Source organism: Georgenia yuyongxinii (genome assembly GCF_006352065.1).
Lineage (GTDB): Bacteria > Actinomycetota > Actinomycetes > Actinomycetales > Actinomycetaceae > Georgenia > Georgenia yuyongxinii.
The window spans coordinates 180,380-206,570 of sequence record NZ_CP040915.1; the positions used below are offsets into that span (position 1 = coordinate 180,380).

At 70.4% G+C, this 26,191-nt stretch carries 24 protein-coding genes; 17 read left to right on the top strand and 7 right to left on the bottom strand.

All coding sequences use genetic code 11. The annotated features are described in order from the left end of the window. Positions 1–136: 136 nt before the first annotated feature. The gene (locus FE374_RS00755; protein ID WP_139926792.1) at positions 137–1,621 is read left to right on the top strand and encodes a glucose/sorbosone family PQQ-dependent dehydrogenase; all 1,485 of its coding nucleotides are present in this window, start codon (positions 137–139) and stop codon (positions 1,619–1,621) included. Positions 1,622–1,746: 125 nt separating this feature from the next. On the opposite strand, the gene FE374_RS00760 is transcribed toward FE374_RS00755, so the two are convergent. Next, positions 1,747–2,337 carry a GNAT family N-acetyltransferase gene (locus tag FE374_RS00760; protein WP_139926793.1) on the bottom strand — a complete coding sequence of 197 codons (591 nt, stop codon included), beginning with the start codon at positions 2,335–2,337 and terminating at the stop codon, positions 1,747–1,749. Positions 2,338–2,587: 250 nt separating this feature from the next. On the opposite strand from FE374_RS00760, the gene FE374_RS00765 reads away from it, so the two are divergent. Then, the gene (locus FE374_RS00765; RefSeq protein WP_139926794.1) at positions 2,588–3,181 is read left to right on the top strand and encodes a thymidine kinase; all 594 of its coding nucleotides are present in this window, start codon (positions 2,588–2,590) and stop codon (positions 3,179–3,181) included. A 59-nt stretch (positions 3,182–3,240) separates the two neighbouring features. Here FE374_RS00765 and FE374_RS00770 read toward each other — a convergent pair whose 3' ends face one another. Together FE374_RS00770 and FE374_RS00775 are read right to left on the bottom strand one after the other, a co-directional pair. Next, on the bottom strand, positions 3,241–4,167 hold the full coding sequence (locus tag FE374_RS00770; protein WP_139926795.1) for a LysR family transcriptional regulator: 927 nt from the start codon (positions 4,165–4,167) through the stop codon (positions 3,241–3,243). Then, positions 4,160–4,831: an HtaA domain-containing protein gene (locus FE374_RS00775; protein WP_139926796.1), complete on the bottom strand. Its 672-nt coding sequence runs from the start codon at positions 4,829–4,831 to the stop codon at positions 4,160–4,162. Before FE374_RS00775 ends, FE374_RS00770 begins: the two co-directional genes overlap by 8 nt. Before the next feature lie 121 nt (positions 4,832–4,952). Here FE374_RS00775 and FE374_RS00780 point away from each other — a divergent pair, with 121 nt between their 5' ends. From FE374_RS00780 to FE374_RS00790, 3 genes are all read left to right on the top strand, one after another. Next, the gene (locus FE374_RS00780; protein WP_139926797.1) at positions 4,953–5,144 is read left to right on the top strand and encodes a ferredoxin; all 192 of its coding nucleotides are present in this window, start codon (positions 4,953–4,955) and stop codon (positions 5,142–5,144) included. Next, positions 5,141–6,313 carry an NAD(P)/FAD-dependent oxidoreductase gene (locus FE374_RS00785; protein WP_139926798.1) on the top strand — a complete coding sequence of 391 codons (1,173 nt, stop codon included), beginning with the start codon at positions 5,141–5,143 and terminating at the stop codon, positions 6,311–6,313. Before FE374_RS00780 ends, FE374_RS00785 begins: the two co-directional genes overlap by 4 nt. 78 nt (positions 6,314–6,391) lie before the next feature. After that, positions 6,392–7,570 carry a cytochrome P450 gene (locus tag FE374_RS00790; protein WP_139926799.1) on the top strand — a complete coding sequence of 393 codons (1,179 nt, stop codon included), beginning with the start codon at positions 6,392–6,394 and terminating at the stop codon, positions 7,568–7,570. Between the two features lie 101 nt (positions 7,571–7,671). Here the strand turns inward: FE374_RS00790 and FE374_RS00795 are convergent, their stop codons facing one another. The 4 genes from FE374_RS00795 to FE374_RS00810 form a co-directional block, all read right to left on the bottom strand. Further along, complete coding sequence (locus tag FE374_RS00795) at positions 7,672–9,219, bottom strand: carboxyl transferase domain-containing protein (RefSeq protein WP_139926800.1); 1,548 nt, start codon at positions 9,217–9,219, stop codon at positions 7,672–7,674. Then, positions 9,197–10,411, bottom strand: coding sequence for a CaiB/BaiF CoA transferase family protein (locus tag FE374_RS00800; RefSeq protein WP_139926801.1), 1,215 nt, complete (start codon positions 10,409–10,411; stop codon positions 9,197–9,199). Before FE374_RS00800 ends, FE374_RS00795 begins: the two co-directional genes overlap by 23 nt. A 109-nt stretch (positions 10,412–10,520) precedes the next feature. Beyond that, the gene (locus FE374_RS00805) at positions 10,521–11,405 is read right to left on the bottom strand and encodes a 2-hydroxy-3-oxopropionate reductase (protein WP_139926802.1); all 885 of its coding nucleotides are present in this window, start codon (positions 11,403–11,405) and stop codon (positions 10,521–10,523) included. Beyond that, positions 11,402–12,259 carry a hydroxypyruvate isomerase family protein gene (locus FE374_RS00810; protein WP_139926803.1) on the bottom strand — a complete coding sequence of 286 codons (858 nt, stop codon included), beginning with the start codon at positions 12,257–12,259 and terminating at the stop codon, positions 11,402–11,404. Before FE374_RS00810 ends, FE374_RS00805 begins: the two co-directional genes overlap by 4 nt. Positions 12,260–12,601: 342 nt before the next feature. Here FE374_RS00810 and FE374_RS00815 point away from each other — a divergent pair, with 342 nt between their 5' ends. From FE374_RS00815 to FE374_RS00870, 12 genes are all read left to right on the top strand, one after another. Continuing rightward, the gene (locus FE374_RS00815; RefSeq protein ID WP_139926804.1) at positions 12,602–13,522 is read left to right on the top strand and encodes an ABC transporter permease; all 921 of its coding nucleotides are present in this window, start codon (positions 12,602–12,604) and stop codon (positions 13,520–13,522) included. Positions 13,523–13,526: 4 nt separating this feature from the next. Beyond that, positions 13,527–14,465: an ABC transporter permease gene (locus tag FE374_RS00820; RefSeq protein WP_139926805.1), complete on the top strand. Its 939-nt coding sequence runs from the start codon at positions 13,527–13,529 to the stop codon at positions 14,463–14,465. A gap of 27 nt (positions 14,466–14,492) precedes the next feature. Continuing rightward, entirely contained in the window at positions 14,493–15,530 is a 1,038-nt protein-coding gene (locus FE374_RS00825) for an ABC transporter ATP-binding protein (protein WP_139931186.1), read from the top strand. After that, on the top strand, positions 15,523–16,647 hold the full coding sequence (locus FE374_RS00830; protein WP_168205530.1) for an ABC transporter ATP-binding protein: 1,125 nt from the start codon (positions 15,523–15,525) through the stop codon (positions 16,645–16,647). Before FE374_RS00825 ends, FE374_RS00830 begins: the two co-directional genes overlap by 8 nt. 33 nt (positions 16,648–16,680) lie before the next feature. Next, positions 16,681–16,935: a NifU family protein gene (locus FE374_RS00835; RefSeq protein WP_139926807.1), complete on the top strand. Its 255-nt coding sequence runs from the start codon at positions 16,681–16,683 to the stop codon at positions 16,933–16,935. 89 nt (positions 16,936–17,024) lie between these two features. Next, complete coding sequence (locus FE374_RS00840) at positions 17,025–18,764, top strand: UGSC family (seleno)protein (RefSeq protein ID WP_139926808.1); 1,740 nt, start codon at positions 17,025–17,027, stop codon at positions 18,762–18,764. Positions 18,765–18,804: 40 nt separating this feature from the next. After that, entirely contained in the window at positions 18,805–20,394 is a 1,590-nt protein-coding gene (locus FE374_RS00845; RefSeq protein WP_168205531.1) for an ABC transporter substrate-binding protein, read from the top strand. 178 nt (positions 20,395–20,572) lie between these two features. Further along, on the top strand, positions 20,573–21,943 hold the full coding sequence (gene trxB, locus FE374_RS00850; RefSeq protein WP_139926810.1) for a thioredoxin-disulfide reductase: 1,371 nt from the start codon (positions 20,573–20,575) through the stop codon (positions 21,941–21,943). A 28-nt stretch (positions 21,944–21,971) separates the two neighbouring features. Next, on the top strand, positions 21,972–22,757 hold the full coding sequence (locus FE374_RS00855; RefSeq protein ID WP_223173603.1) for an IclR family transcriptional regulator: 786 nt from the start codon (positions 21,972–21,974) through the stop codon (positions 22,755–22,757). A 118-nt stretch (positions 22,758–22,875) separates the two neighbouring features. Next, a complete protein-coding gene (locus FE374_RS00860) occupies positions 22,876–23,763 on the top strand; it encodes an IclR family transcriptional regulator (protein ID WP_139926811.1) in 888 nt (295 codons plus the stop codon). A gap of 77 nt (positions 23,764–23,840) precedes the next feature. Then, the gene (locus FE374_RS00865) at positions 23,841–25,103 is read left to right on the top strand and encodes a cytochrome P450 (RefSeq protein WP_139926812.1); all 1,263 of its coding nucleotides are present in this window, start codon (positions 23,841–23,843) and stop codon (positions 25,101–25,103) included. Position 25,104: 1 nt separating this feature from the next. Beyond that, on the top strand, positions 25,105–26,178 hold the full coding sequence (locus tag FE374_RS00870) for a PEP/pyruvate-binding domain-containing protein (protein ID WP_139926813.1): 1,074 nt from the start codon (positions 25,105–25,107) through the stop codon (positions 26,176–26,178). The last annotated feature ends 13 nt before the right edge of the window (positions 26,179–26,191 follow it).

Consider the following 26,191-nt stretch of genomic DNA (forward strand, 5'->3'; position numbering starts at 1 on the left):
GGCCATCAGCACCCGAGACTTTCCGGACTCGGTGAGCACGAGCGGCGCCCGCCGCCGGGTGCGCGAGGAACTCACAGTTCAGGGAACGCACGACCCTCTCCCGCGGCGTGCGGCCCGCCCCCACGAGAGAGCAATCATGAGAAGAGTTCGAGCCGCGGTGCTGGGCGCCGCCCTCGTCATCCCACTGTCACTGGCGCTGCCCAGCGCCGTCGCCGACGAACGGTCCAGACACGACGACGACGTCGTGCCGGCCGGCGAGGAGGACTTCGACCGGTCGGTGCTCACGACCGATCTGTCCGACCCCTTCGAGGTCACCTACGGCCCGGACGGGAACATCTGGGCCACCGAGCGCACCGCCGGCCGGGTGACCCTGGTCGACCCGGACTCGGGCGAGAAGACCACGATCCTCACCATCGACGACGTCCTCACCACCCCCGGCGAGCAGGACGGCCTGCTGGGCATGGCGCTGCACCCGGACCTGCTGAAGAAGCACAAGAACCAGTACGTCTACCTCGCCTACACCTACGAGGCCGACGGCACGGGCCCCGAGGGCGAGGACATCAACCGGCGCACCCGGATCGTGCGGTACACCTACGACGACGACGCCCAGCAGCTCGTCGAGCCGAAGGTCCTCATCGAGGACCTCATCGGCAGCGACGACCACAACTCCGGCCGCCTGGTCTTCCGGCCCGACGGCACCCTGCACTACACCATCGGTGACCGCGGCAACCTGCAGGACCACAACGCCTGCAAGGTGAACCAGGCTCAGCGGCTGCCCACCGCTGAGGAGATCAAGGGCGAGGACTGGACCGCGTACCAAGGCAAGACGTTGCGCCTGAACCTGGACGGCACCATCCCGAAGGACAACCCCAAGCTCAACGGGGTGCGCAGCCACATCTTCACATACGGGCACCGCAACCCCCAGGGGCTCGTGGTCGGCCCCGGGGACCGCATCTACTCCTCCGAGCAGGGGCCCAAGAGCGACGACGAGCTGAACCTCCTCGAGGCGGGTGGCAACTACGGCTGGCCGAACGTGGCCGGCTTCAAGGACGACCAGGCCTACGTCTTCGGGAACTGGGCGGCGTGGGAGGACTGCACCCCCGAGCAGTACAACGCGTTCGAGATCCCCGACCAGGTGCCCCAGATGGCCGAGCACGAGTTCAACGCCCCGAACTTCGTGCCGCCTCTGCGCACCTTCTACACCGTACCCACGGGCACCGATTTCAGTGCTGAGCCGTGCGAGGCTCCGCTCTTCTTCATCTGCTACCCGACAGTCGCCCCCTCCAGCCTCGACTGGTACGAGGCCGACGCCATCCCCGGGTGGGAGAACTCCTTCCTCATGCCGACGCTGAAGCTCGGCACGCTCTTCCGCCTGCCCGTCCTCGACGACAACGGCCGAGGCAAGGGCCACGACGACGCCGCCCGCGTCATCGACGGCGGGCTGCCCCTGTTCGTCAGCCAGAACCGCTACCGCGACACCGCCATCTCACCGGACGGCGGGACCATCTACGTCGCCACCGACTCCGGCGGTCTCGTGCGCGACCTCGACACCGGGGCCTCCACCGACGTCCTCGCGGACCCGGGCGCCATCCTCGCGTTCCGGTACACCGGCGCCGACTGAGGGAGAGGTCAGGCGCGTGGCGTGCGGTCGTCGAACGGGTCGACGATCCGCACGCCACGCAACGTGCTGCCCGTGGACAGGTCCTCCGGCGGGCCATGTCTCCGTTTCGCACCCCTCGACCGCCGTCAGGGGTTCGACGATGACGTGAGGTCACGGCGCATGACAAGGCGGGGCAGCTTGCTCGCCACCGCATCCGTCGTGCCGATCACCCGGAACCCGGCCCTCGCGAACATCGAACGTGTGCCGACGAAGGCCATCGTGGTGTCCATGCGCCCGGGCGGGTCCACGGGGTGCGCCTCGACGGCCGGTGCGCCCCGCGACGCCGCGTAGGCCACCGCGCCCTCGATGAGCGGTCGGGTGACGCCCTGCTTGCGGTGGCCGCTCCGGACCACGACGCACACGATGCTCCACACCGCGACGTCGTCGACCGGGCGGATGAGCTTCGACCCGGCCAGCCGGGGGATCTCGGCACGCGGGCCGATGTTGCACCAGCCGACGGGCACGCCGTCGAGGTAGGTCACCACGCCGGGCGGGTGCTTTCGCGCACACAAGGTGCGCATCGCCTGCTCGCGGTCGCCGCCTCCGAGCTCCTCGATGTCCTTCGGGCGGAGCCGGTGGGAGAGGCACCAGCAGTGCGTCGCGCGCCGGTTGGGGTTGATGACGTCGGCGAAGTCCTCGAAGCGGTCGAGGGTCACGGGATGCGTCTCCCAGGTCATGTCTCCACTGAACCACCGGGCATCGACGGCGCCCACCCGTGGCTCCTGCCTCTGCCACGCCGTCGGCCTATGAGTCGGCCTATGAGGTCGCGCTCCACCCGTCAACACGCCGGCCCCGCCCTGGTAGTACTTTCCTCAGGCTATGCCTGAGCGATGTACTACCAGCCCCGAGACCTCCGCCGAGACCTCCGCCGAGACCTCCGCCGAGACCTCCGCCGAGCGGCTCCGCCGTCGCCAATAGGCTGCGCGCATGCAGAGGAACGGGACAGGCCGGCTCCAGGTGGTGTGCGGGCCGATGTTCGCGGGAAAGTCCGAGGAGCTGCTGCGACGGGTGCGCCGTGCCCAGCTGGCCGGGCTCGCGGTCGAGGTGGTCAACCATGCGCTGGACGAGCGGCACGGCGCGGGCCAGGTGGCCTCCCACTCGGGGCTCAGCGTCCCGTCCCGGTCGGCGCCCGACGTCCGCTCGCTGGTGGAGCTTGTCGGCGGTCGTGAGTTGGACCTTCTCGCGATCGACGAGGCGCAGTTCTTCGGCACGGACCTCGTCCCGGCGGTCGGTGAGCTGGTGCTCGCGGGCACCACCGTCGTCGTCGCCGGGCTGTGCGTGACGTTCGACGGCCGTCCCTTCGAGCCGCTGCCCTCGCTCATGGCCCTTGCCGAGGACGTGACCAAGCTGACGGCGGTGTGCGCCGTCTGTGGGGAGGATGCCGCGTTCCATCAGCGGGTGCGTCACGGCGAGGTGGGCGATTCCCGTGTCCCGGCCGCCGAGCATGTCGGCGGGATCGAGGCGTACCAGGCCCGGTGTCGGCGACACCTCGACGTGCGCCACGACGCGGAACCCGCCTGACGTCGCTGCGAGAACGACCGGGCGGCTACAGCGATGCCGCGGCTACAGCGATGCCGCGACTACAGTGACGCCGCGGCCTCGACGAGGATCCCGCGCAACCAGTCCTTGAACGCCTCGTCGGTGACCCAGGGGTTCCACACCATGTCGATGCCGAGGCTGGGGACGGGGAGCGGGAACTCCTCGATGCGCAGGTCGAGGTAGCTGCTCATGACCGAGGTGATCCGGTACCGGTGCACGGCCACCCCGCCCGCGTCCGAGATCAGGTGCGGGATCAGGAGGTTGTCCGAGACCCGGTCGCGCACCGTGTACGCCACCTTCTGCTCGTCCAGCGCCTCGTACGGGCGGGAGCGGCCGGGCTCGTCGAAGATGACGTGGGGCAGTGTGGCGAGCAGCTCGAGCGCGCTGGCGTCCCTGGGGGCGCTCGAGTTGGTGATGACGACCCACCGGTCGTCGTACAGGTGCTCGCGCGGGTAGGGCGAGGGCGCCTCCTCGGACAGCAGCAGCACGTCGGCCCGGTCCTCGGTGAACTGCGCGGTCGACCCCATGGTCGTGGTGCGCAGCCGCAGCGTGGCGTGCGGTGCGCGCTCGGCGATCAGCCGCGCGATCGCGCTGCCGATGACGAGCGCCTTGCTGGTCGTCATAGCCACGCTGACCACGCGGCTGTCCACGGCGGGGTCGAAGGGCGAGGGGCTCACGATCTGCGCGGCCTGGTTCAGCACGCGTCGCAACGGCAGCAGGAGTGCGACGGCCCGCGGGGTCAGGGTCATCCCGCTGCCGTTGCGGACGATGAGCTCGTCACCGAGCAGGCGCCGCATGCGGCGCAGCGCGTGACTCATGGCGGGCTGCGAGAGACCGACCGTGGCCGCCGCCCGGGTCACCGAGCGCTCCTCGAGCAACGCCAGGAGCGGCACCAGCAGGTTCAGGTTGACCGAGGCCAGCCGCGCCAGCTCGGCGTCCGACGCGGCGTCGTCCAGGGCGCTATCCATGGCGCAGCGTGATGTGTAGCGGGCTGAGGGCCGTCCCCGCCTCGTACTGCCCGCCGAGCAGCAGCCGTCCGTGGCCGGTCAGCGACGCCGTCGCTGTGAGCGTCCCGGTCCCGTCGGACGCGCTCAGCCTGCTGGCGTCCACGGCGAGGTCGGCGAACGGCAGCCACTTGCCCGGGTCCCGGGCGCCGCGCTCGCGAACGAGCAACGTCCCCGCCCCGCTGCTCAGCGTGACCCGCGGCTCGCGCAGCTCGACGTCCAGCATGCCCCAGTGCCCCGTGAGCCGAACGGCGCCGAGGAACTGGAAACCGCCCTCGGGGGCTTCGAGATCGCCACCGCCACCGAGGTTGCCGGGTTCGCCGCTCACCACGGCCTCGTAAGACGGGAAGAAGAAGCCGTCCTCGGAGCGTGACGCGGGCGCGAGGGCCTCGACCTTCCCGTCGTCGAGGGCCTCGACGTAGGACATCAGGCTGTCCCTGACCGCCCATGTCAGTCCCGGCGTCGTCGCCACGTGCGCTCCCGTTGGTGCGGTCCACGGTCCGGAGACTCCGGACTCCGTGAGCACTCTGCTATCGACCGCGTTGTTCGTCAAGCGAATGGGATCACCCCATCGGCATTCGGCGGATGCATGATCCGCGGCCTCTCGGTGCGGCAGTTCGGGCGTCATTCACATGGTGCATGGACAACATGACGAGGAGTCATTTGCCTGACACTGTGTCAAGCCACACACTTCTATGTAAAGCAGGGTCGGCAACGCCGCCACCACGCCAACTCAGCGGAGAGAGACCATGAAGATCATCCTTGACCGCCCACGCTGCGAGGGCCACGGCCTGTGCGAGGAGGCCGCGCCGCGGCTGATGCACCTCGACGACGACGGTGAGCTCGTCCTGGACGTCGAGGACGTCGAGGAGGTCTCCGACATCGACGCCGCCAAGGCCGCCGTCCGTGTCTGCCCGGTCGCTGCGCTGAAGATCGCATGACCGCGCCCCGGCTCGAGCGCGTCGTCGTCGTCGGCAACGGCATCGCCGGCCTCACCGCGAGCGACTCGCTGCGTGCCGCCGGGTTCGACGGCGAGCTCACCGTGGTCGGCGACGAGCGCCACGCGCCCTACAGTCGGCCGGCGCTGTCGAAGGCCGCGCTGCTCGACCTCGGCGAGGAGATGTCCGCCCACCATCTGCCCGAGCCGTCCCACGGCGCGACCGAGATCCTCGGGGTGAGCGCGGCGGGCCTGGACGTCGCCCGCAGGACCGTGCTGCTCGACGACGGCACCGACCTGCCGTACGACGGCGTCGTCATCGCCACGGGCTCGCGCGCCCGACGCCTCGGGACCGGTCGGGAGGCCAGGTCTCACGAGCTGACGCTGCGCGGCCTCGACGACGCCCTCGAGCTGCGGCGCCGCATCGCGACCAAGCCGTCCGTGGTCGTCGTCGGCGGCGGCGCCCTGGGGATGGAGATCGCCTCCGGCTGCCTCGCCGCCGGGTGCGAGGTCACCCTCGCCGCGCCCGTGCCCCCGCTTGTCCAGCAGCTGGGGAACTACCTCTCCGACGTGTTCGTTGCCGCCGGCCTACGGCACGGGCTGAGGATCGTGTCGGCCCAGGCGGTCGACATCTGCGGCGCCGGCGGGCACGCGGCGGTGGTGCTAGCAGACGGCTCGGTCCTCGAGGCCGAGCTCGTGGTCAGCGCCGTCGGCGACGTGCCCAACCTCGAGTGGCTGGCCACGAGCGGGCTTCTCACCGACGGCCGGCTCGAGGTCGACACCCGTGGCCGCGTCCGGCCAGACGTCGTGGCCGCCGGTGACGTGGCGACCTTCGCCACCGCACGCGGGCCTCGCCGGGTCCCGCTGTGGACCAGCGCCATCGAGCAGAGCAAGATCGCGGCGCTCGGGCTGGTCCAGGGGGACGAGGCCCCGGAGCTGAACTTCCAGCAATATTTCTGGACCGAGCAGTTCGGGCTCAGCCTCAAGGCCTGTGGCTTCATGCCGGTGAACGGGGCCCCCGAGGTGGTCGACGGCAACCCGTACGACGGCGCGGCACTTCTGCGCTGGTCCCACGACGACGGCTCCGGCACCGCCGTCGCCTTCAACTACCGGATCCCCGTGCCCAAGCTGCGCCGCCTGAGCGCCGCTACCCCCGTGGCCGTGCCTGCCTGAATTTCTCTCCCGACCCGACGACTTCCCGACGGCGCGAAACCCTCCCGCCTTCGCCTCCACCGAACCCCGAGGTGCCTGATGACCGTTGAAACGATCGCCACGTCCGATATCGACCTCTTCACCGACGAGGTCCTGGCCGACCCTTACCCGCACTTCGCGAAGCTTCGCGAGCAGGCCGCCGTCGTTCGGCTCGAGAAGAACGGCGTGTGGGCGCTGACCCGCTACGGCGAGATCCGTGACGCGCTTGCCAACTGGGAGGTGTTCTCCTCCAACTACCTCGCCTTCAACGACGCCATGAACGAGGCGCTGCAGGGCACGTCCCTGACGACGGACCCGCCGGAGCACACGGCGCTGCGCGCGGCCCTGACCGAGAACCTCACCCCGCGCGCGCTGCGCGGGATGAAGGCCGACATCGACGCCAAGGCCGACGCCATGGTCGCGCGGCTCGTGGAGCAGGGGTCTTTCGACGCGATCGACGACCTCGCACGCGCGCTGCCGCTGCAGGTCGTCGCCGACCTCATCGGCGTCCAGGACGACATCAGGGCGAAGATCCTGGGGTGGGGTGAGGCGGCGTTCAACGTGCTCGGCCCGATGAACCAGCGCACCATCGACAGCTTCCCGATCGCGGGCGAGATGTTCGAGTGGTCGCTGCAGGTCAAGGCCTCGGACCTGGCCGAGGGCAGCATGGGCCGCGCCATCTTCGACGCCGGCGAGCGCGGTGACATCCCGCTCGAGAGCTGCGGGCACATCATCCACCAGTACGTCGCGGCCGGCATGGACTCGACGATCGCGGCCATCGGCAACGCCATCCACCAGCTCGCCACGCACCCGGACCAGTTCGACCTCATCCGTGAGGACCCGTCGCTGATCCCCTCCGCGTTCAACGAGGTGCTGCGCTACGAGTCCCCGGTCCACGCCTTCGCTCGCCTCGTCAAGCAGGACGTCGTCGTCGCCGGGCAGCTGATCCCCGCCGGGGACCGGATCGCCGTCCTGTACGGCTCCGGCAACCGCGACCACCGCCACTACGAGGACCCCGACACCTTCGACGTGCGGCGCAACCCGATCGACCACCTGTCCTTCGGGTACGGCGTGCACGGCTGCGCCGGACAGGGACTGGCCCGCCTCGAGGCGTACGGCGTGATCGCCGCGCTCGCCCGCCGGGTGAAGCGGATCCACGTGGGGGAGGGCGAGCGTCACATGAACAACATGATGATGGCTCTCGGCAAGCTCCCCGTGCTCGAGGTCGAGCGCGCCTGACCCCTCGCTCCCACCCGCGAGATGTCAACTTCTCCGCGAGATGTCATCGGTGTGACATCTCGCGGAGAAGGCCCTGACAAGTCGCGGCATGTCCGACGAGCTCACTGCGTCACCACGAACCCACCCGTCTCGGCGGGGGCCAGCTGCCCGGCTGGTCGGGCAGGCGGACGAGCTGCGCTGGCGAGGAGCCCGCGCAGCTCTTCCGCGCAAGCGGACGCCATGGCCAGCGCGAAGCCGCGAGCATCGTCGGCGGCGTCCGGAAGCTCCGGCACCACCTGGTGGACGATGCCCGCCGCCAGCAGGTCGTACGCACTCACACGCTGGCTTCGGGTCATCTCCGCCGCATGGTCGACGTCATGGTGAACGATCACGCTCGCCCCCTCGGGCGGTAGCGGCGAGAGCCAGCTGTGCTCCGCGGCGATGACCCGCTGCGCGGGCAACAGCGCGAGCGCGCCGCCGCCGCACCCCTGGCCGAGGAGGATTGCCACGCTGGGCACGCGGAGCCGTGACATGTCGGCGAGGCACCTGGCGATCTCCCCGGCCAGCGCCCCCTCCTCCGCCCGAGGTGACAGGTCCGCCCCTGGGGTGTCGATAACCGTCACGAGCGGCAGGCCCAGCTCGTCGGCCAGGCGCATGCCCCGACGCGCCTCCCGCAAGGCGGCTGGGCCCATGGAGTCACGGGGACTCTGGTAGCGCCGGTCCTGACCCACGAGCACGCACGGGAGGCCGTCGAAGGAGGTCAGGGCCAGCATGAGCCCCGCCTCGTGCTCACCGTCACCAGTACCGGACAGGGGGATGACGTCGTCGGCGGCGTACCGCAGGAGCTCGCGCACTCCTGGTCGTCGGGGGTCCCGGGTGCGCATCACGGACTCCCACGCGTCGCGCGACGTGGCGGACGGCGGGCGCACCGCCCGCGCCGGACGCGTGGTGGTCGCAGCCAGAATGCCAGTCTGGTCGCTGGGCGCCGGCGTCACCGTGGCCGGGGAGAGGAGGGCGAGCACGCGAGCGGCCACCTCGGCCAGCTTCTCGAGCGGGACGACGGCGTCGAGGATGCCCTTGTCGACGAGGTTCTCCGCGACCTGCACCCCCTTGGGAAACGGCTGGCCGTGCAGCGCCTCGTACACGCGGGGCCCGAGAAACCCGACGAGGGCTGCGGGCTCGGCCACGGTCACGTGCCCGAGCGATCCCCACGAGGCGAAGACGCCGCCGGTCGTCGGGTGGCGCAGGTACACGATGTACGGCAAGCCCGCTGCCTTGTGGGCGACCACGGCCTTCGAGATCGTGACCATCTCCACGAACGCGGGGGTGCCCTCCTGCATGCGCGTGCCGCCAGAGGCGGGCGCCGCGATGAGCGGCAGCCGCTCGCGGGTGGCGCGACGGATCGCCGCGGTGATCCGTTCCGCCGTCGCCTGGCCGATGGTCCCGCCGAGGAACGTGAACTCGCTGACGATCACCGCGACCCGGTGGCCGCGGATCGCGCCGCGACCGGTGATGACGGCCTCGTCGGTGCCGGCCTTCTCCCGTGCGAGCCGCAGCTCCCGGACGTAGTCGTCGTCGTAGCCGGCAAGATCGATCGTGCTGTCCCATGAGGCGAAGGTTCCGGGGTCGAGCACCTGCTCAAGCAGCTCACCGGCGCGTGGGTGCGTCATGGGTCTCCTCCTCCCAGGCCAGCCAGGCCCGCACCGCCGCGCCGTCGGCGTCCAGGACGGGGGGCGCCCTGTGCCGTGTCCGAGTCACCTCGCGGCCCGCGGTGTCGAAGAACCGCAGCGGTGGGCCGGGGAGCTGGAGGGAGCCGAGGCTCTCGTGCTCGACGTCGACAATCAACCCTTGGCTCAGCGTCTGGTCCCAGCTGTAGACCTCGTCGATGGTGCGGACCTTGCCCGCAGGAATGCCGACGTCCCGCAGCCGTGCCAGCAGCGCGGCGGCCTCCCATCTGGCGAAGACCGCCTCAACCCGGGCGATGAGCGCGTCACGGTTCATCACACGCTCGGCGTTGGTGGCGAAGCCGGGCGCGAGAGGGTCGATGCCGAACGCTGCGCAGAACGCTTGCCACAGGCTCTCGCTTCCGACGGCGATCTGCACCGACCCCTCCGCGCAACGGAACAACCCGTACGGGGCGATCGAGGCGTGGTGGTTGCCCTGCGCCCGGCCGACCTCCTCGGCCACAGTCCAGCGGGTGCCCTGGAACGCGTGCACCCCCACGGTCGCGGCGAGCAGCGAGGTGCGGACAACGGTCCCGCGCCCGGTTGTCGCGCGTTCGTAGAGGGCGGCGACGACGCCGTAGGCGCCGTACATGCCGGCGAGCAGGTCGGAGATCGGCACGCCGGACTTCTGCGGCGCCTGCGGATCCGGCCCGGTCAGCGACATCAGGCCCGCCTCGCCCTGGGCGATCTGGTCGTAGCCCGCGCGGCCCCCTTCGGGACCGTCGTGCCCGAAGCCGGTGATCGAGAGGATGACCAGGGCAGGGTTGATCTCGTGCAGCCGCGCGAACCCCAGTCCCAGGCGGTCGAGCACGCCGGTGCGGAAGTTCTCCACCAGTACGTCGGCACGCCGGACCAGGTCGAGCAGGACGGCGCGGTCGCCGTCGTCCTTGAGGTCGAGCGTGACCGACTCCTTGTTCCGGTTGGCCGAGAGGAAGTAGGTGGACTCCGTGGGTCCACCGTCGGCGGGGGCGACGAACGGCGGCCCCCACCCGCGGGTGTCGTCGCCAGTCCCGGGGGCCTCGATCTTGACGACCCGCGCCCCGAGGTCGCCGAGCATCATCGTGGCGTGGGGACCGGCGAGGGCACGGGAGAGGTCGACGACTAACGTGCCCGCGAGCGGGCCGCGTGGTTCGGGCATGGCTGAGACCTCCTGGAGAGAACCGGGCGGCACTCGCCGCCGCCCTGCGTGCGCGGCGGGCCGGGCAGGCCGATGCTGCGACGCAGGACGTGCGGGTCGAGTGCGGGAGTCAGTCGGTGACTCGCCCCGACAGCTGCTCGACGCCCTTGAGCAGCGCCGAGTGGTCCAGGCCGCCGTGCCCCTGGGCGACGAGTGAACCGACGAGCTGCCCGACCACCGCGCCCAACGGGATGACGACGCCCGCCTCCCGGGCCGCCGCCTGCACGATGCCGAGGTCCTTGTGGTGCAGCTGCAGCCGGAAGCCCGGGTCGAAGGTGCGCTCGCGCATGTTGCCCTGCTTCTGCGCCAGCACCTTGGAACCGGCGAGCCCGCCGCCGAGCACTTCGAAGGCGGCCTCGACGTCGACGCCGTACGCCTCGAGGAAGACGGTGGCCTCGGCCAGGGCCTGGATGTGGGCGGCGACCATGAGCTGGTTCGCCGCCTTGACGGTCTGGCCGGACCCGCTCGGACCGACGTGGACGACCGTCTTCCCGACGACGTCGAACAGCGGCTTCGCCGCGGCAAAGTCGGCGGCCTCGCCGCCGACCATGATGGACAGCGCGGCGTCCCTGGCGCCCGCCTCCCCACCGGACACCGGGGCGTCGAGGTACCGGAGGCCTCGTCGCCGGGCCTCGGCCGCGAGACTGACGGTGACGTCGGGCCGGATCGAGGAGAAGTCGACGACGAGCGCACCGGGCGCGGCGAGGGCGAGCACGCCGTCCTCTCCGAGGAGCACCGCCTCGACGTCGGGGGAGTCCGGGAGCATGGTCATCACGACCTGCGCGCCCTGGACGGCCTCGCGCGCCGAGGTCGCGGCCCGGCCGCCCGCCGCCACGAGCGGCGCGGTCTTCTCAGGTGTGCGGTTGAACCCGACCACGTCGTGCCCCGCGCGTGCGAGGTGGGCGGCCATGGGGCTGCCCATGATGCCGAGCCCGATGAAGGCGATGTGGGTCATGCCAGCTCCGATCCTGTTCCGTGGGCCATGGCCCGGCCTGTCGTGGACTGCTCGGGCGTGAGCCACCCGAGGGAGTCGATCGTGCGGGCGGTGGTCGGCTTGTACTCCAGCGCCACCCAGCCGGTGTAACCCGCGTCGTCGAGCCTGCCGAGGAAGCCCGGGATGTCGAGGCTGCCTGTCCCCGGCTCGCCGCGGCCGGGTGCGTCGGCGATCTGCACGTGCCCGGTGCGCGCGAGGTGGTTGTGGAGGACGGCATCGACATCGTCCCCGTTGACGCTGAGGTGGTAGGCGTCCAGAAGGAACCTGAGGTTCGTGGCACCGGTGTCCTGCTCGACCCGGTCGAGCACGCGGATCGCGTCGGCCGCCAGCTTGAGCGGGTACGCCTCGGACCCGCTCACGGCCTCCAGGAGGACGACGCCGTCGATGCCCTCGACCGCCCGGGCGGCGAGCGCCAGGTTCTCCACCGCCAGGTTGTCCTGCGTGTCCGGATCGACGCCGGCCACGCGGTTGCCGTAGAGCGCGTTGAACGCCCGGCAGCCCAGGCGTCGCCCGATGTCGACGACGACGTCGACGTTGTCGCGGAACTCGTGCGAGCGCTCGGGCCACGACACGGTGCCCCGGTCCCCGCCGGGCATGTCACCGGCGAAGAAGTTCAGGCCCACCAGCTGCACGCCGGCATCGCGGACCGATGCCACGAAGCGATCGACGTCGGAGTCGCTCGGCACGGCGTCGGGGAAGGGCCACCAGAACTCGACCGCGTCGAACCCGGCTGCCCGGGCCGCCTGTGCTCGCTCGAGAAGGGGAAGCTCCGTGAACAGGATGGAGCAGTTGACTGCGAACCTTGACGGGTGCATCGATGCGACCCTTTCAATAGCCGGTAGTAACGCCTCATTGCGTGAAACCGGAACGTAGCGCTCACGGCCGGTTCGGTCAACGGTTCAGCGATATCCATCCCGGTGTATCGGCAGTTTGGCCAGTGTTGGCGGCGTTTATCCGCGCTTTTGCAGCTCACGTCCACTCAGTGGAAGTCGGTTTATTGAACCCGTTGACTTTCGAAGAGTGAGATGTACTGTTCACAACCAACACGAGGGACCGGCGATGGCCACAAGCCAGAGGCGGGTCGGTGTGCAGGCCGGGCGGCGCCCGCCTGGACGACAGAGCGAGTCCCACGAAACATCCCATAACGCGAGGTCACAGTGACGTACTTCGTGCTGAAAAGATTGCGCCACGGGCTCCTGAGCCTGTTCGGCATCGTGATCCTGGTCTTTCTCCTGGCACGTGCCACAGGAAGCCCGGCTCGGCTGTACCTCCCCGAGGACGCCGGTGCCGACGCGATCGCACGCTTCAACGCCGAGCACGGACTCGACCAGCCCATCTACATCCAGCTCGTCGACTACCTCAAGGGTCTCGTCAGACTCGATCTCGGGGAGTCGATGGCCTACGGCGAGCCGGCGCTGTCCATCGTCCTGTCGCGGTACCCCGCGACGATCCAGCTGGCCGTGGTGACCATGGCCATCGCGGCCACACTCGGCGTGCTCGTCGGGGCGGCCAGCGCGGCACGGCGTCGGTCCGTCTTCGACGGCGGCTCACGAGTGATGTCCCTGGCCGCCCTGAGCGTGCCCGACTTCTGGATCGGCATCACCGGCATCGCCGTGTTCGCCGTCTGGCTGGACCTCCTGCCGACCTCGGGCAACCACGGCTGGCAGTACTGGATCCTGCCGGTCATGACGCTGGCCATGCGGCCGGCCGGGATCCTCACACAGGTCACCCGCAGCTCCATGATCGGCGCGCTGGACTCCGACTACGTCAAGGTCGCCCGCGGCAAGGGCGTCCGGCCCGCGGGGATCGTCTACAAGCACGCGCTGCGCAACGCGGCCATCCCCATCATCACCGTCGCCGGGCTCTCGCTGGCCCAGGTGGTCAACGGCGCGCTCGTCGTCGAGACGGTGTTCGGCTGGCCCGGCGTCGGCACCTTGATGGTCACCTCGATCTACGCCCGGGACTTCGCCGTCATCCAGGCCGTCGTGCTGGTCACCGGCGCCGCGATCATCACCCTGAACTTCCTCATCGACGTCGCCTACTCCTGGGTGAACCCGCAGATCCGGTTTGGAGGCTGACGTGTTGAAGACAGCACTTCCGCGCCGCAGGTTGGTCTCGGCGTCCGACGCCGCCCTGCACGGCGGCGATCCGCGGAGCGACGCCGAGCAGGTGCAGCAGTCGGAACGGTTCCGGGCCAAGCTCGCCCACACCGTCCGGCACGACCGGGGGGCCCAGTTCGGGATCGTGTTCCTCGGCGTCGTCCTGCTGTCCTCCGTGCTCAGCCCGCTGTTCGTCGGCGACGCCCTCGAGCCCCGGCTGGACATGCGGTTCACGCCGCCGACGCTCGAGCACGGCTGGCACTACGTGCTCGGGGCCGACGCCCTCGGGCGGAGCTTCCTGGCCCGGCTCGTCGTCGCCGGCCGGACGACGATGCTCATCGCCTCCGCCGCGGTGCTCCTCGGGTCCGTCCTGGGGTCCGTCATCGGTGCCACGGTGGGGTACGTGCGCGGCCGGGTGGAGACCGTCGTGATGCGGATCGCCGACGTGATGCTCGCCTTCCCCTCGCTCCTGCTCGCCCTGATCGTGCTCTACATCCTGGGACCGGGCGTGGCCTCGCTGATGTTCGTGCTCGCCATCAGTCGGCTCCCGGCCTTCACCCGGGTGGCCCGGGGCGAGGCCCTCGCGGTCCGGGAACGGGTGTTCATCACGGCGTCGCGGTCGTTGGGCAGCGGCCCGCTGCGCATCATGGCCAAGCAGATCCTGCCTGTGATCGCCCCGCCCCTCGTCGCGCTGGCGACGCTGGAGTTCGCGCTGATCATCCTCGCCGAGTCGGCACTGAGCTTCCTGGGCCTGGGCATCCAGGCGCCGGACGTCACGTGGGGCGGCCTCATCGCGGAGGGGCGCAACTACCTCCGGGACGCCTGGTGGGTCGCGCTGCTGCCCGGTCTCGTCATCACCCTGACGGCGGTCTCCGTCAACCTCGTCGCGGACGCGGTCCGGCGCACCAACGAGACGGACTAGGCCATGGGAGGCCACGACATGAGGACCATGACCACCGCCGCGAGCGCCACCGAGACGAGAGTCGAGACCGCCCCGAGAGAGAACACCCTGCTGGAGGTGGAGGACCTGCGGGTCGAGTTCCACCTGCGGCGCGGGATCGTCAAGGCGGTCGCCGGACTCAGCTACCACGTGGGCCGGCAGGAGACCCTCGCCATCGTCGGGGAGAGCGGCTCCGGCAAGAGCGTGGCGGCGCACGCCGTCCTCGGCGTGCTCAACGAGCTGCCGGTCCACGAGATCCGCGGGTCGGTGCGGCTGAGCGGCACGGAGCTCCTGACGATGCCCGAGCGTGAGCGGCGGACGGTGCGGGGCGACCGACTGTCGCTGATCAGCCAGAACTCCTCGCTCAACCCCGTCTTCACCGTCGGCTGGCAGGTGGGTGAGCCGTTCCGGATCCACCGCGGGATGTCCCACTCACAGTCCCTCAAACACGCTGCCGAGCTGCTCGACCGGGTGGGCATCCCCTCGGCGAGCACCCGCGTGAACGACTACCCGCACCAGTTCTCGGGCGGTCAGCGCCAGCGCGCCAGCATCGCGATGGCCCTGGCGCTGGGGCCCGACGTCCTCATCGCGGACGAGCCGACGACGGCGCTCGACGTCACCATCCAGGCCCAGATCATGGACCTGCTCACCGAGCTCAAGGATGAGAACGGGATGGGGCTCATCCTCATCACCCACGACCTCGGGCTCGTCGCCGAGGCCGCGGACCGCGTCGTCGTGATGTATGCCGGCCGGGAGGTCGAGACCGGGACGGCGGAGGAGATCTTCACGAGCCCCGCCCATCCCTACACCCGCGGGCTGCTCCGCTCCATCCCCGACGTCACCCACAAACGCGACCACCTGCACCCGATCATGGGCTCACCCCCCGACCTCATGCAGCCACCGGCCGGGTGCGCGTTCCACCCCCGGTGCGAGTGGGCAACCGACCTGTGCAGCGTCGAGCTCCCGCCCGTGCAGTCGCTCGGGCCGGGACGTGCCGCCAGCTGCCACCGACTCGAGGAGGTTGCCGGTGTCTCCCACCGTGACTAGCACCCAACGCGCACACGGGGCGCCCGGCGAGCCCCTCCTGGAGGTCGTCGACCTGCACAAGCACTACCCCGTCAAGGAGGGGCGGGTGCGCAAGCGCCAGACCGCCACGCTGCGGGCTGTGGACGGCGTCACCTTCACGGTGCACGAGGGCGAGTCCTTCGGTCTCGTGGGCGAGTCCGGGTGCGGCAAGTCGACCCTCGCCCAGACGATGACGAGGTTGGTCGAGCCCACCTCCGGGCAGGTGCGCTACCGCGGCCAGGACATCATGACGATGACGAAGGCCGAGCTGCGCGGCTTCCGCCGCAAGGTGCAGATCGTCTTTCAGGACCCGTTCGAGTCATTGAACCCGCGCAAGACGGTCCGTCAGATCCTCGGGGAGCCGTGGGAGGTCCATCCCGACGTCGTGGCCCGCAAGGACCGCCGGCGCCGCGCGGCCGAGCTGCTCGAGATGGTCGGGCTGCGGCCGGACCACCTCGACCGTTACCCCGGCCAGTTCTCGGGCGGCCAGCGTCAGCGGATCGGCATCGCCCGCGCTCTCGCTCTGGAGCCGGAGCTGATCGTCTGCGACGAGCCGGTCTCGGCGCTGGACGTATCGGTGCAGGCGCAGGTCATCAACCTGCTCCAGGAGCTCCAGACCGAGCTCGGGCTGTCTTACGTGTTCATCGCCCACGACCTCGGCGTCGTGCGGCACATCGCCGACTCCGTCGGGGTGATGTACCTCGGGCGGATGGTCGAGCACGGAGCGGAGGCCGACATCTTCGAGCGGACGCAGCACCCGTACACGCAGGCGCTGCTGCGCTCGGTCCCCGTGGCTCGTTTCGGCGCCGGCGCCGACCGGCCTCCGAGGCAGCTCCTCACAGGTGACGTGCCCAGCCCGATCAATCCGCCGTCCGGGTGCCGGTTCCGCACCCGGTGCGCCTTCGCGACCGACCGCTGCGCCGAGTCGGAGCCGCTGCTCCCGGGTTACCACACCGTCGGCCACGGCGTCGCCTGCCACTTCCCCGGCATCGCCGCGGGCGTCGTCGAGCCGGCGCGTCCGAGCCCCACAGAAGCGGACGCCGTCACCCCCGCGCGTCCGCAGCACATAGCAACGGAAGCCGTCGCTCGCCCGAGCTGACGGTGCCGACGAACCTCACAGAAAGGAAGTGCCATGAGCGATCAAGACGCCGCGGTGCGGGAGGTCCTCGACTCGATGAGCCAGATCGTGGCTCGCGACGGCGGGGAGATCAAGCTGGTCGGCTTCGACGCCCAGGCGGGGGTGCTGAACGTCGAGTACCGGATGGGTATCGACCCCGACTGCGACACGTGCTCCATCCCGCCGGAGATGCTCCAGTCGTTCCTCGCCGAGGGCCTCAAGGCGCACGGGGTGGCGGCGAATCAGGTCATCGTCGCCGGCGTCGAGTGACGCTGGGCAGCTGTTCAGGCCCGGTCGGGCCACATTGACCCGCTCGGAGATCCGAGGCGGCGAGCAGTCAGACACGAAGGAGAAATCGAATGGCGTCCGATCACAGCGTCGACGTGCTCGAGCACGAGCACAGTGAGACCCCTGAGGGTTCGGTACAGCTCGAGGTGCTCGACCCCCGGCCGGCCAGGCACGGGGGGCAGGAGCCGGGCAAGCGCGCCCCGCGGCTGCGCACCCTGGAGAACACCACGATCGGTTTGCTGTGGAACGGGAAGGCCAACGGCGACGTCGCCCTGCGCACCGCGGCACGGCTCATCGAGGAGCGCGTGCCCGGTGTGACGTTCAAGTTCTACAGCGGCTCCATGCCCTGCCCTCCCGACCTGGTGAAGCAGGCCGCCGAGGAGTGCGACGCCGTCATCGGCTGCACCGCCGACTGCGGTTCGTGCACCTCGTGGATGACCCACGACACCACGCAGATCGAGCGGATGGGCAAGCCCACGGTCATCCTGGCCTCGAAGGGCTTCGAGCACGACGTGGAGGTCAGCGCCCGCGCGTTCGCGCTGCCCGACCCGAACTACGTGCTGGCTCCGTTGGTCTACAACAACCTCACCGAGGAGGAGGCGGTCGAGCAGACCGTCGACCTGATCGACGCCGTGATCGAGAACCTCACGGTGCCACGGGACGGCTCCTCGGTGCTGCTGGACGAGCCGAAGGAGAGCTGGCGGTATGGCGCTGGTGACGCGATCGGCGTCATCGAGGAGTTCAACAAGGACTTCATGGACCGGGACTGGGGCGACGGTTACCCGCTGTGGCCGCCGACCCGGGACGCGGTCGCCCGTCTCATGGGTGCCGTCGACGGCCGGCCGGACGACGTCGTCTGCGTGCTGCCGCCCGGGAACGGTGAGGCCACGGTCCGCTCCGTCGCGGTCAACGCGGCGATGGCCGGGTGCCTCCCGCAGGAGATGCCGGTGGTCATGGCGTCGCTGCGCGCCATCGCCAACATGCGTCCGGTGCCGCGCGGAGCGCTCATGTCCACCAGCGCCTACGCCCCCCTGGTGGTCGTCAACGGTCCCATCGCCCGCGAGCTGGGCATCAACGGCGGCCGTTCGTGCGTCGGGCCGGGCAAGCAGAACGAGGTGAACATCCGGATCAGCCGGGCCATCGTGTTCTGCCTGAAGAACATCGGGTCCTGGTACCCGGGTGTCATGGATCTGGACACCATCGGCACCACCCGCAAGCACATCGTCGTCGTCGCCGAGAACGAGGACGAGAGCCCGTGGGAGCCGTACCACGTCGGGCTCGGCTACAAGCGGACGGACAGCACCGCGTCGGTCTTCTTCACCAGCGGCGAGTGGGACATCAGCATCCAGGGCGCCGTGGACGCCCCCCAGCTCGCGCGGTCCATCGCCTCCTTCAGCGGCGGCAACAACAGCAGCGGATACTTCACCAACCTCGGTGGCGACGACCGGTTCTCACCGCTGGGACGCCTGCTGTTCCTGGCCCCGCCGCACGCCCTGCCGCTGGCGAACGAGGGCGGCTTCTCCAAGCACGCGCTGGAGAAGTTCATGTTCCACCACGGCCAGGAGCCGGTCGATCGCATGATCGAGCCCATCCGCAAGCTCTACGCCGACGGCAAGGTCAAGCCGGAGTGGCGCTGGCTGTTCGAGCTGTCTCCGGAGGAGGCGAAGCGCACCACCCTCCCGGTGATCGAGAAGCCCGAGGAGTACTCCATCGTGGTCGTGGGCTCCGTGCGGGCGAAGGACCTGCTCATGCCCACCCGCTCACGGCCGTACACCGAGCCGGTCACGGCGACGCCGACCCTCAAGCGCTGACACGAGTCAGTCACCCCCCGCTGATCCGAAAGGCATGTCAATGACGACACTCAGGAACCTCGGGCACCACCGATTCAGAACCTCCGGCCGGCCTCTGCGGGCCACCGCCGTCGCGGCCGTCGTGGCGCTCGCACTCGCCGCCTGCGGCACGGGCGGCGCGGACGAGCCCGGCGAGTCCTCGTCGGCCGGCGCGGATGCCAGCCTGCGCATCGTGATGGCCAACCCTCCCAAGGAGGGGACGCTGGACACGTGCAACGGAGACAACAACCAGCTCCTCCAGGAGAACATCACCGAGCCGCTCGTCCGGGTCAACGGCGAGACGGGAGAGCTCGAACCGCTCCTGGCCGAGGAGTGGACGGAGGAGAGCCCGACACGGTGGGTCTTCACCCTCCGGGAGGGCGTCACGTTCCACGACGGGCAGCCCTTCGACGCGGAGGCCGCGGCGTGGTGGTTGAACCGGGTCCTGGACCCGGCGGCGGACTGCTACGTGCTCGACAGCGTCCTGACCAGCGACATCTCCTCGGTGAGCGCGGTCGACGAGAAGACGCTGGCGATCGAGCTCGGGTCCCCGGACCCGATCCTGCCTCGCCGGCTCGCGTTCACCCCGATCGGCGCGCCCACCGACGACCCGCTGGTCGAGGTCACCGACCCCGTGGGCACGGGCCCGTACCAGTTCGTCAGCTTCACCCCCGACCAGTCCTTCAGCATGGAGCGCTACGCGGACTACTGGGGCGAGGCGCCCGACGTCGGGGAAGTCGAGTACATCTTCCGCAGCGAGAGCGCGGTGCGCGCCGCCATGGCCTCGACGGGGGAGGTGGACCTCGCCACGTCGATCACCGCGCAGGACGCGGACGCACCCAACGCGCAGACCTACACCGTCTCAGAGACGCTCTACGCCCGGCTGGACAGCGAGGTTCCGCCGTTCGACGACGCGCGGGTCCGCAAGGCGGTGAACCTCGCGATCGACCGGCAGACCTTCGTCGACAACGTCTTCGGCGGCAAGGGCGAGCCCGCCAGTGAGATCTTCCTGCCGAACGTGGTCGGCTACGACCCCGACGTGACGTGGGAGTACGACCCCGAGGAGGCGAAGCGGCTCATCGCCGAGGCTCAGGCCGACGGCGTCGACGTGAGCCGCGAGATCGAGGTCATCGGGCGCACGGGGCTTCGCAACTCCAACGGGTCCGAGACGATGGACACGCTCGCCGCCATGCTCGGGGCGGTCGGCCTCAAGGCCCGGACCGTCGTGATGGAGTTCGAGCAGTACCGGGAGCGGTTCGAGGCACCCCAGGACCCGGCGGCGCTGCCGACGATGATCGTCAACGTGCACGGGAACTCCCTCGGTGACGCCCACCTCAGCCTGGACGGCAAGCTCGGCTGCAACGCGCCGCAGTCGCCGGCCTGTGACGAGACGTTCCAGCAGATGCTCGATGACGCCGGCGCCGCCAGCGGCGACGAGCGGGAGGGCCTGCTTCAGGACGCCGCACGGTACGCCCACGACGAGATGACGTTCCTGGTGCCCGTCGCGTACACGACGGACACGCTCATCACGGCGAACGAGTGCGTGCAGTACACCCCCAACCCGGCGACGCTCCAGAAGCTGGTCGTCGCGGAGATCAAGCTGCAGTGCTAGTCCCGGCCAGGTTCCGGCGGGCACCCGCCCGCCGGAACCTGGCACCACGCCGCGAGCTCCGCCGTCGGCGCCACATAGTCCCGCACGACGGACGAGCTTCGTCTGGTGCATCACCCGATCTCTGCTTGTGCGCGGGGCGTCCCGTACTGCTCGCGCACCCACTCTTCTGGAGGTACCCGTGTCGCCTACCGTCCGAGCGATCGCGATCATCGGATCCGGTCCTGCGGGATACACAGCCGCGCTGTACGCGGCACGTGCGAACCTCGCGCCGCTCGTCTTCGAGGGTTCGGTGAGCTCGGGTGGCGCGTTGATGTCCACTACGGGTGTGGAGAACTTCCCGGGGTTCCCCGGAGGGATCCAGGGCCCCGATCTGATGGCCCTGCTGCGCCAGCAGGCCGCGGAGTTCGGCGCCGAGCTCGTGACGGAGGACGTCGTCGAGGTGGACCTGGCACCCGCGGCCAAGCGCCTTCGGACCGAGAGCGGCGTGGAGTACGACGTGCAGGCGGTGATCGTCGCCACCGGTGCGGGCTACCGCGAGCTGGGGCTCGCCGACGAGCGCCGGCTGACCGGGTACGGCGTCTCCTGGTGCGCCACGTGCGACGGGGCGTTCTACAAGGAGAAGGAAGTGGCCGTCGTCGGCGGTGGGGACTCCGCCCTCGAGGAGGCCCTCTTCCTGACCCGGTTCGCCCGTTCGGTGACCGTCGTCCACCGCAGGGACACGCTCCGCGCGTCCGCCGTCCTGCAAGACCGCGCCCGCGACAACCCCCGGATCTCCTTCGCGTGGAACAAGGAGATCATCGGCCTCCGTGGGCAGGACCGGCTTACCGGGGTCCAGCTGGCCGACGCCCGATCCGGTGACCTCAGCGAGGTCCCGGCGGACGGCCTGTTCGTCGCCATCGGGCACCTGCCGCGGAGCGACCTGTTCCGCGACCAGCTCGAGCTGACCGCCGGCGGCCACATCCGCGTGCAGTCCCCGACGACGGCGACGAGCGTGCCGGGCGTCTTCGCGTGCGGCGACGTCGTCGATGCGCTCTACCGCCAGGCCATCACCGCGGCCGGCAGCGGCTGCGCCGCGGCGCTGGACGCCCAGCGGTTCCTCGCAGGTCTCGAGACACCCGTCGCTGGAAGTGGCTTCCGTCCCACGGGTACCGTGGCGTCACGACCGGCGGAGCCGGTGCGGCCCGCGACGGAGGAGGCGACGATGGTCCGTGGCAGCGCGGTCGAGACCGTCACCGACGCGAGCTTCGCCGGCGAGGTGCTGGACCACGACAAGCCGGTGCTCGTCGACTTCTGGGCCACCTGGTGCAGCGCCTGCCAGCTGATGTTCCCCGCGCTGGCCGACTTCGCCCGGGAGTACGAGGGCCTGATCGCGGTGAAGAAGGTTGACGTCGACGAGAGTCCCGTGACCGCCGAGAAGTACGACATCGGGTCGATGCCCACCTTGAAGCTGTTCCGTGGCGGCGAGGTGGTCCACACCATCGTGGGCGCGAAGACCAAGTCCAGCCTGGTCGCTGAGCTGAGCCAGTTCCTCCCGGCGCGCACACCATGAGTCCAACTGAGTCGGACCGGAGTCTGTCATGAGTGTCGTACCGAAGCTGGTGACCGATGAGGCGCCCGACGCCGACAGGGCCGAGCAGCGCATGCAGTCCCTCACGCGGGCGTTCCAGCTGCTGGAGCTGATGGCGTCGAACGGCGGCTCGATGGCGCTGAGCGAGCTCTCCCACCAGTCGGGCCTTCCCCTGCCCACGACCTACCGGGTGGTCAACTCGATGGTGTCGGAGGGGTACGTCCGCCGCCTCCAGGAGCGTGGGTACGCGCTGGGTCCGAGGCTCATCGGCCTGGGGGCCGTCGCCTCCCGGATGCTGGGGGCCTGCGCGGACCCGTTCATCGAGGAGCTCGTCGAGGCGGTCGGCGAGACGGCCGGCGTCGCCGCGCTGGACGGAGAGAGCGCGGCCTACATCGCGCAGGCGCCCTCGAGGTTCGCGATGCGGATGTCGATCGAGGTCGGGCACCGTTCGCCGCTCCACTGCACCGCGGCGGGGAAGGTCATCCTCGCCCAGCTGCCGCCCAGCCAGGTCAAGCACCTTCTGGCACGCACCGAGCTGCAGCGCTACACCCCCCGCACGATCTCCTCGTTCCCGGAGCTGAAGGAAGAGCTGGCGACCGTCGCGAAGCAGGGGTTCGCCGTGGACGACGGCGAGTCCGAGAAGGGCTTGCGCAGCATCGCGGTCTCCGTGCCCGAGGCGCCGGTCCCCATGGCGCTGTCAGTCCTGGGCCCGGACTCCCGGCTCACCATCGACACAGTCACCGCCATCGTTCCCCTGCTGCACAGCACGGCAGCCAAGCTGATGACGTGCGTCTGACCCGGTCCGCCACCGGCGGGTGACGTCCTCGACCATCGCGCGATGACCACCGCACGATCGGGAACCTGCGAGATCGACGTCGCTCCCGCCACGTCGTCACGAACTTCGAAGGAGGCAGATGGCCGGCGGTGCGCGCACGCCCGGGCAGAGCGTGACCTCAAAGGTGCTCGCCATCCTCGGCGCCTTCGAGCGCGGACCGAACGCCCGGTCACTGACCGACATCGCCGCCGACAGCGGTCTCCCGCTCAGCACGGTCCACCGGCTCGTGGGCGAGCTCGAGCAGTGGGGCGCGCTCAACCGTGACCCGGGCGGCGGCTACCGCGTCGGCATGCGTCTGTGGGAGCTGGGCCAGCACGCGGGCCGCCAGATGCGCGAGCGTGCCCGGCCCATCCTCCAGGACCTCTTCGGCCTCACCCAGGAGACCACCCACCTGGCGATCCGCTCTGGCGCCGACGTGCTCTTCGTGGACCGCATCTACAGCTCCAAGCGGGTGCCCCGCGCCGCACGTGTCGGGGGCCGGCTGCCCCTGCACGTCTCCGCTGTCGGGAAGGTGCTCCTCGCCCACGAGGACAAGTGGTTCCGGGAGACGTACCTCCTGCGCGACCTCGAGGCGATGACCCGCGCCTCCCGGGTGGACGCCGCGACGCTGCGCGCCGAGCTGGACCAGATCACCCGGCAGGGTTACGCCATGACCGAGCAGGAGGCGCGGGTGGGCTCCTGCTCCGTCGCCGTACCGGTCTTCCACCGCGAGGGCCCGGTGTTCGCCGGGCTCGGGCTGGTCGTGGCCGCGGCGCAGGCCGGGTCGCTCACCCGGTACCTTCCTGCGCTACGGGCCGCGGCCGCCGAGATCGAACGCGTCACGGCACCGTTCCCGCTCTCGACCATCCTGTCCACCATGCGCGGGGGCAGCTCGGCCGACCGGAGAGTCGACCCGCCCGGCGGCGAGCTCTCGGGCGGCGGCAGCGAGCGGCCTGGCGCCGCCACCAGCGGAACCGGCTTCAACTGAGTGGAAGAACCACCTTGGCGGGCACCCGCCCCCCGGGTTGTATGTGACCTACGTTCAAAACCGGCGATGGAGCAGGTATGGCAACGACGCAGGACGTGACGGCGCAGCCCAAGGGCTGTCCGGTGGACCACCACGGCTACCAGCCGTTCGACCAGCACGACCCCTTCCCCGCCTACGCCGAGCTGCGGCGCGAGGCGCCCGTCATGTTCGACGAGCGGATCGGCTACTGGGTGGTCACCCGCTACGACGACATCAAGTCAGTCTTTGCCGACTGGGAGACCTTCTCCAGCGAGAACGCCCAGGCGCCGGTGCGCGAGCGCGGCCCCCAGGCCACGCAGATCATGAAGGAGGGCGGCTTCACCGCCTACTCCGGCCTGTCCGCCCGCATCCCCCCGGAGCACACCCGCATCCGCGAGATCGTCCAGCGCGAGTTCACCCCGCGCCGGTACAAGACCCTCGAGCCGGCCATCCGCCAGAACGTGGTGGACCTGCTGGAGAAGCTCCTCGCCCACCCCGACCGGCGCGCCGACCTCTTCCGCGACCTCGCCTACGACGTCCCGACCATCACGATCCTCACTTTGCTCGGCGCCGACGTCACCCAGATCGACACCTACAAGCGCTGGTCGGACTCCCGCGCCGCGATGACGTGGGGCGACCTCAGCGACGAGGAGCAGGTGCCGCACGCGCACAACCTCGTCGAGTACTGGCAGGAGTGCCTGGCGCTGGTCGCCCGCGCCCACGAGGAGGGCGGCGACAACCTCATCGCCGACCTCGTCCGCGACCAGCGGGACGGCGCCGAGATCACCGACCACGAGATCGCCTCCGTGGCCTACAGCCTGCTCTTCGCCGGCCACGAGACCACGACGACGCTCATCGCCAACTCCCTGCGCGTGCTCCTGGCCCACCGCGACCAGTGGCAGGCCCTGGTCGAGGACCCCAAGAAGATCAAGGCCGCGATCGAGGAGGTGCTGCGGTACAGCCCGTCCATCGTCGGATGGCGCCGCCGTGCGCTGAAGGACGCGCGCATCGGCGACGTCGACATCCCCGCCGGCGCGAACATCCTCCTGCTCATGGGCTCGGCCAACCACGACGAGACCCACTTCGAGGGCGGCGAGTCGTTCGACATCGACCGGCCCAACGCCCGCGAGCACCTGTCGTTCGGGTTCGGCATCCACTACTGCCTGGGCAACATGCTCGCCAAGCTCCAGGCCCGCATCGTGCTCGGGGAGGTCGCCGCCCGCGCTCCCCACCTCACCCTCGACGACCCCGAGGGCATCGGCTTCAGGGAGAACCTCTCCTTCCGCATCCCGCTCGCCGTGCCCGTCGCCTGGGAGGCCTGACATGACGACGTACGTGCAGTTCTTCGACGCCGGCCTCGCCCCGGAGCACGACCTGCTGGGCGGCAAGTGCGCCTCGCTGGTGTCCATGACGGCGGCCGGGATGCCCGTCCCACCCGGGTTCGCCGTCACCACCGCGCTCTACGACGCCTTCCTCGCAGACGCCGGCATCGCCGCTGACATCTCCCGCCTCCTCGCCGGTATCGACGCCGACGACGTCACCGATGTCGACGCCGCCTCCGCCCAGATCCGGGACGAGATCTGCTCGCGGGCGATCCCCGAGCCGCTACGGACGGCCACGCGGGCGGCCTACGACGAGCTCATGGCCCGGTGCGGCGGCGAGGTGCCGGTGGCCGTGCGGTCCTCGGCGACGGCGGAGGACCTGCCCGGCGCGAGCTTCGCCGGCCAGCAGGACACCTACCTGTGGCTGACCGGCTGGGACGAGGTCCGCGAGCACATCCGCCGCTGCTGGGCCTCGCTCTACACCAGCCGCGCGATCATCTACCGGCTGAGGAACGACATCCCCGACGAGGGCCTGTCCATCGCCGTCGCCGTGCAGAAGATGGTCAACGCCCGCACCTCCGGCGTCGCGATGACCCTGGACCCCACCAACGGCGACCGGTCCAAGATCGTCATCGACGCCTCCTACGGCCTCGGCGAGATGGTCGTCTCCGGGCAGGTCACCCCGGACAACGTCTCCCTGGACAAGGTCATGCTGACCGTCGTCGGGGAGCACCTCGGGGACAAGCACGCCGAGCTCGTGCCCGACCCCGCGTCCCGGGCCCTCGTGGAGCGGGAGGTCGACGCCGAGCGCCGCGCCCGCCGCAGCCTCACCGACACCGAGCTGGTGGCGGTCGCCACGATGGCGAAGCGGGCGGAGAAGCACTACGGGTGCCCGCAGGACATCGAGTGGGCGATCGACGCCGACCTGCCCGACGGGGAGAACCTGCTCCTCCTGCAGTCCCGGCCCGAGACCGTCTGGTCGGCCAAGAAGGCCGCCGCTCCGGCGTCCGCCGCCCGCACCGGCGTGGGAGGTATCGCCGGCATCACGAGCGTCCTGCTGGCCGCCGCCGGCTGAGGCCACCGGACCC

Bases quoted from the DNA above. Each gene is read 5' to 3' on its own strand.
- FE374_RS00755 (WP_139926792.1), top strand. From the start codon at position 137: ATGAGAAGAGTTCGAGCCGCGGTGCTGGGCGCCGCCCTCGTCATCCCA.
- FE374_RS00760 (WP_139926793.1), bottom strand. From the start codon at position 2,337: ATGACCTGGGAGACGCATCCCGTGACCCTCGACCGCTTCGAGGACTTC.
- FE374_RS00765 (WP_139926794.1), top strand. From the start codon at position 2,588: ATGCAGAGGAACGGGACAGGCCGGCTCCAGGTGGTGTGCGGGCCGATG.
- FE374_RS00770 (WP_139926795.1), bottom strand. From the start codon at position 4,167: ATGGATAGCGCCCTGGACGACGCCGCGTCGGACGCCGAGCTGGCGCGG.
- FE374_RS00775 (WP_139926796.1), bottom strand. From the start codon at position 4,831: ATGACGCCCGAACTGCCGCACCGAGAGGCCGCGGATCATGCATCCGCC.
- FE374_RS00780 (WP_139926797.1), top strand. From the start codon at position 4,953: ATGAAGATCATCCTTGACCGCCCACGCTGCGAGGGCCACGGCCTGTGC.
- FE374_RS00785 (WP_139926798.1), top strand. From the start codon at position 5,141: ATGACCGCGCCCCGGCTCGAGCGCGTCGTCGTCGTCGGCAACGGCATC.
- FE374_RS00790 (WP_139926799.1), top strand. From the start codon at position 6,392: ATGACCGTTGAAACGATCGCCACGTCCGATATCGACCTCTTCACCGAC.
- FE374_RS00795 (WP_139926800.1), bottom strand. From the start codon at position 9,219: ATGACGCACCCACGCGCCGGTGAGCTGCTTGAGCAGGTGCTCGACCCC.
- FE374_RS00800 (WP_139926801.1), bottom strand. From the start codon at position 10,411: ATGCCCGAACCACGCGGCCCGCTCGCGGGCACGTTAGTCGTCGACCTC.
- FE374_RS00805 (WP_139926802.1), bottom strand. From the start codon at position 11,405: ATGACCCACATCGCCTTCATCGGGCTCGGCATCATGGGCAGCCCCATG.
- FE374_RS00810 (WP_139926803.1), bottom strand. From the start codon at position 12,259: ATGCACCCGTCAAGGTTCGCAGTCAACTGCTCCATCCTGTTCACGGAG.
- FE374_RS00825 (WP_139931186.1), top strand. From the start codon at position 14,493: ATGACCACCGCCGCGAGCGCCACCGAGACGAGAGTCGAGACCGCCCCG.
- FE374_RS00835 (WP_139926807.1), top strand. From the start codon at position 16,681: ATGAGCGATCAAGACGCCGCGGTGCGGGAGGTCCTCGACTCGATGAGC.
- FE374_RS00840 (WP_139926808.1), top strand. From the start codon at position 17,025: ATGGCGTCCGATCACAGCGTCGACGTGCTCGAGCACGAGCACAGTGAG.
- FE374_RS00845 (WP_168205531.1), top strand. From the start codon at position 18,805: ATGACGACACTCAGGAACCTCGGGCACCACCGATTCAGAACCTCCGGC.
- FE374_RS00855 (WP_223173603.1), top strand. From the start codon at position 21,972: ATGAGTGTCGTACCGAAGCTGGTGACCGATGAGGCGCCCGACGCCGAC.
- FE374_RS00860 (WP_139926811.1), top strand. From the start codon at position 22,876: ATGGCCGGCGGTGCGCGCACGCCCGGGCAGAGCGTGACCTCAAAGGTG.
- FE374_RS00865 (WP_139926812.1), top strand. From the start codon at position 23,841: ATGGCAACGACGCAGGACGTGACGGCGCAGCCCAAGGGCTGTCCGGTG.
- FE374_RS00870 (WP_139926813.1), top strand. From the start codon at position 25,105: ATGACGACGTACGTGCAGTTCTTCGACGCCGGCCTCGCCCCGGAGCAC.